At 63.4% G+C, this 3,630-nt stretch carries 3 protein-coding genes; all 3 read left to right on the top strand.

Annotation, left to right across the window (positions count from 1 at the left end; all coding sequences use genetic code 11):
* Positions 1-1,071, top strand: a 1,071-nt coding sequence (gene hrcA, locus V3572_RS09680) for a heat-inducible transcriptional repressor HrcA (protein ID WP_332110792.1), incomplete at its 5' end; no start/stop codon positions are given.
* 113 nt (positions 1,072-1,184) lie between these two features.
* Positions 1,185-1,715 (top strand): nucleotide exchange factor GrpE, encoded by a 531-nt coding sequence (locus V3572_RS09675; protein WP_332110791.1) that lies wholly within the window; start codon positions 1,185-1,187, stop codon positions 1,713-1,715.
* A 111-nt stretch (positions 1,716-1,826) separates the two neighbouring features.
* On the top strand, positions 1,827-3,630 hold a 1,804-nt coding region (gene dnaK, locus V3572_RS09670; protein ID WP_332110790.1), incomplete at its 3' end, for a molecular chaperone DnaK.

The following is a 3,630-nucleotide window of genomic DNA, read 5'->3' as shown; positions in this document are numbered from 1 at the left end:
CTGGCACTCTCGCCACAAGAGTGCCAGACAGGGGACGTCATGCCGCTTCTCGAACGCGAACGACAGGTGCTGACCACCATCGTCGAATCCTACATCGCCGACGCCGCACCCGTGGGGTCGCGCACCGTAGCCAAAAAAAGCGGCCTGAACCTGTCCCCGGCCTCCATCCGCAACATCATGGCCGACCTGACCGAGCAGGGCTACCTGGAGCAGCCCCACGCCTCGGCCGGGCGCATTCCCTCGGCCCAGGCCTTTCGGCTCTACATCAACGAGGTCATGCGCCTGCGGCCCCTGGCCGAGTCCCAGAAAAACAGGATCACCACGCTTCTTGGGTCCGCCGGTCCGGAACTCGGGGACATCCTGCGCCAGGTGTCGCGCATCCTGTCCGGCCATTCCCTCCAGGTCAGCCTGGTCATCGCCCCCCGCCACGCCGACGCGCGCTGGAAGCGCATCGAATTCACCCTGATCAAGCCCGGCCTGGTCATGACCATCCTGATCCTCCAGGGCGGCATGGTCCTGGACCGGCTCCTGGAGACCAGCCCGGACATCACCGCCGACGATCTGGCCGCCTCGGCCAACTACTTGAATCACCTGTTCGGCGAGATGACCGTGTCCGAGGTGCGGACCAAGCTTTTGGCCGAATTGCGCAAGGCCGAGAGCCAGTTCGGCGAACTGTACCGCCGGGCCCTGACCCTGGCCGCCGAGGCCTTCGCCCCGGAGTCGGCGCGGGAGCTTTTCGTGGACGGCACGGCCAATATCGTCAACCAGCCGGAATTTTCCGATGTCGGGCGCATGGGCGAGCTGTTGCGGGTTTTGGAAAATCGCACCAAGCTTTTGGAGCTTTTGGACAAAAGCATGGACGAATTCAAAACCGTGTTTATCTTGGGCGAGGAGTCGGAGCTTGAGTCCTTCCGGGATCTCGGGTCCATTTCCACCCCCTACGGCCCAAGCGACCACCCCCTGGGGGCGCTTGGGGTCATCGGCCCGGTGCGCATGGATTATGCGCGGCTGGCCCCGGTCCTCAATTATACGGCCCGGGTTTTGACCAGGATGCTTGACCGGCGGTTTTGACCGCCTGGGTTTTCGGGGGATTCCCCCGGGGACGGATTTTTCGGCCCGGGACTTCGCCAGACGGAGTGTCGGGCCACACGTTCGTCGAAATCACGTGAAGGAGCATGTCCGGCATGGAGCACAACGAGGAAAAAAATCGCATGGATGCCCCCCCGGCGGATGGCGCGGGCGACTCCGCCGCCGTGGACCCGGTTCAGGAATTGGCCCGGTGCCGCGAGGAGCTGGCGGCCGAGAGCGACCGGCGGCTGTATATCCTGGCCGAGTCCGAGAATCTCAAAAAGCGGCTGGTCAAGGAGAAGGAGGAGTACTTCAAGTACGCCACCGAGAACATCGTCTCCGAGCTTTTGCCGGTATTGGACAATCTCGACCTGGCCCTTCTGCACGGTCGGGGCAATGCGGGCTGCAAGGATCTGGTCATGGGCGTGGAGATGACCCGCAAGGTGTTCGTGGACATCCTTTCCCGGCATGGAGTGGAGGAGTTCGGCGCCTCCGGCGAGGAGTTCAATCCCGAGCATCACGAGGCCGTGGGGATGGAAGAGTCCCCGGAAGTGGCGGAAAACCACGTCAGCCGGGTGCTGCAGAGGGGGTACCGTTTGCGCGGCAGGCTTTTGCGGCCGGCCAAGGTCATGGTGCGGCAGGGATAAATCGCGAAAAGGCCCCTTTACTGCGGGCCACGCGGACTTATACTTCACAATTGTTCGGGTGCGGCGGCAAAGCGGCCGTGTCTGGCGGAAAGAAGAAAGAGGGAGGACAGTATGGGCAAAATCATCGGGATCGACCTCGGGACGACCAACTCGTGTGTGTACGTCATGGAGGGGAAAGATCCGAAATGCATATCCAACCCTGAAGGCGGCCGCACCACCCCGTCGGTGGTGGCCTTCACCAAGGAACGTCTGGTGGGCGAGATCGCCAAGCGGCAGTCCATCACCAACCCCGAGCGGACTGTGTTCGCCATCAAGCGCCTCATGGGCCGCCGTTTCGACGCCCCCGAGGTGCAGAAGTGGCTGACGCACTGCCCTTACCGCATCGTGGAAGGGCAAAACGGCGACGCCAGCGTGGAGATCGAGGGCAAGAAATATTCGCCCGCCGAGATCTCGGCCATGATTCTGCAGAAGCTCAAAAAGGACGCCGAGACCTACCTGGGCGAGACCGTCACCGAGGCGGTCATCACCGTCCCGGCTTATTTCAACGACTCCCAGCGTCAGGCCACCAAGGACGCCGGGCGCATCGCCGGGCTTGAGGTCAAGCGCATCATCAACGAGCCCACGGCGGCGTCTTTGGCTTACGGTTTCGACAGAAAGGCCAACGAAAAGATCGCCGTGTTCGACCTGGGCGGCGGCACCTTCGACATCTCCATCCTGGAGGTGGGCGACAACGTGGTGGAGGTCCGGGCCACCAACGGCGACACCTTCCTGGGCGGCGAGGATTTCGACCACCGGGTCATCACCTTCCTGGTGGACGAGTTCCGCAAGGAAAGCGGCATCGACCTCGCGGCCGACCGCATGGCCCTGCAGCGCCTGAAAGAGGCCGCCGAAAAGGCCAAGAAAGAGCTGTCCACGTCCATGGAGACCGAGGTCAATCTGCCGTTCATCACCGCCGACGCCTCGGGCCCCAAGCACATGATGATCAAGCTCAGCCGCGGCAAGCTGGAGTCGCTGGTCCACGACCTGGTGCAGCGCACCGTCGAGCCCTGCCGCAAGGCCCTGGCCGATGCGGGCTTGAAGACCACGGAAATCGACGAGGTGGTGCTCGTCGGCGGCATGACCCGCATGCCGCTGGTGCAAAAGTCCGTGCAGGAGTTTTTCGGCAAGGAGCCCAACCGGTCGGTGAACCCCGACGAGGTGGTGGCCATGGGTGCGGCCATCCAGGGCGGCATCCTGGCTGGCGACGTCAAAGACGTGCTGCTCCTCGACGTCACGCCCCTGTCGCTTGGCATCGAGACCCTGGGCGGGGTGTTCACCAAGCTCATTGAGCGCAACACCACCATCCCCACCCGCAAAAGCCAGGTCTTCACCACGGCGGCGGACAACCAGCCCTCGGTGTCCATCCACGTGCTCCAGGGCGAGCGGCCCATGGCCACGGACAACATGACGCTGGGGCGTTTCGAGCTGACCGGCATCCCGCCCGCATCGCGCGGCGTGCCCCAGGTCGAGGTGGCGTTTGACATCGACGCCAACGGCATCGTCAACGTGTCGGCCAAGGATCTGGGCACGGGCAAGGAGCAGTCCATCCGCATCACCGCCTCCTCGGGCCTGTCCGAGTCGGAGATCCAGCGGCTGGTCAAGGACGCCGAGTCCCACGCCGAGGAAGACAAGAAGAAGCAAAAGCTCATCGAGGTCAGAAACCAGGCCGATACGCTGATCTACACCACGGAGAAGTCCGTGGCCGACCTTGGGGAAAAGATCGACCCGGTCGTGCGCGGCGAGATCGAGGCCAAGGTGAATCACGTCAAGGAAGTGCTTAAAGGCGACGACCCCGACGCCATCAAAAAGGCCACGGACGAACTGGCCCAGGCCGCGCACAAGCTGGCTGAACAGCTCTACCAGCAAAAAGCCGACG

The sequence above is a fragment of the Desulfolutivibrio sp. genome (assembly GCF_036584575.1).
Taxonomy (GTDB): domain Bacteria; phylum Desulfobacterota; class Desulfovibrionia; order Desulfovibrionales; family Desulfovibrionaceae; genus Desulfolutivibrio.
Note: the sequence above shows the minus strand (reverse complement) of the source record. Positions and strands in the feature narration are given on the sequence as shown.

What these genes read in the sequence shown, in the direction of transcription:
- V3572_RS09675 (WP_332110791.1), top strand. Translation starts at nt 1,185, where the DNA reads ATGGAGCACAACGAGGAAAAAAATCGCATGGATGCCCCCCCGGCGGAT.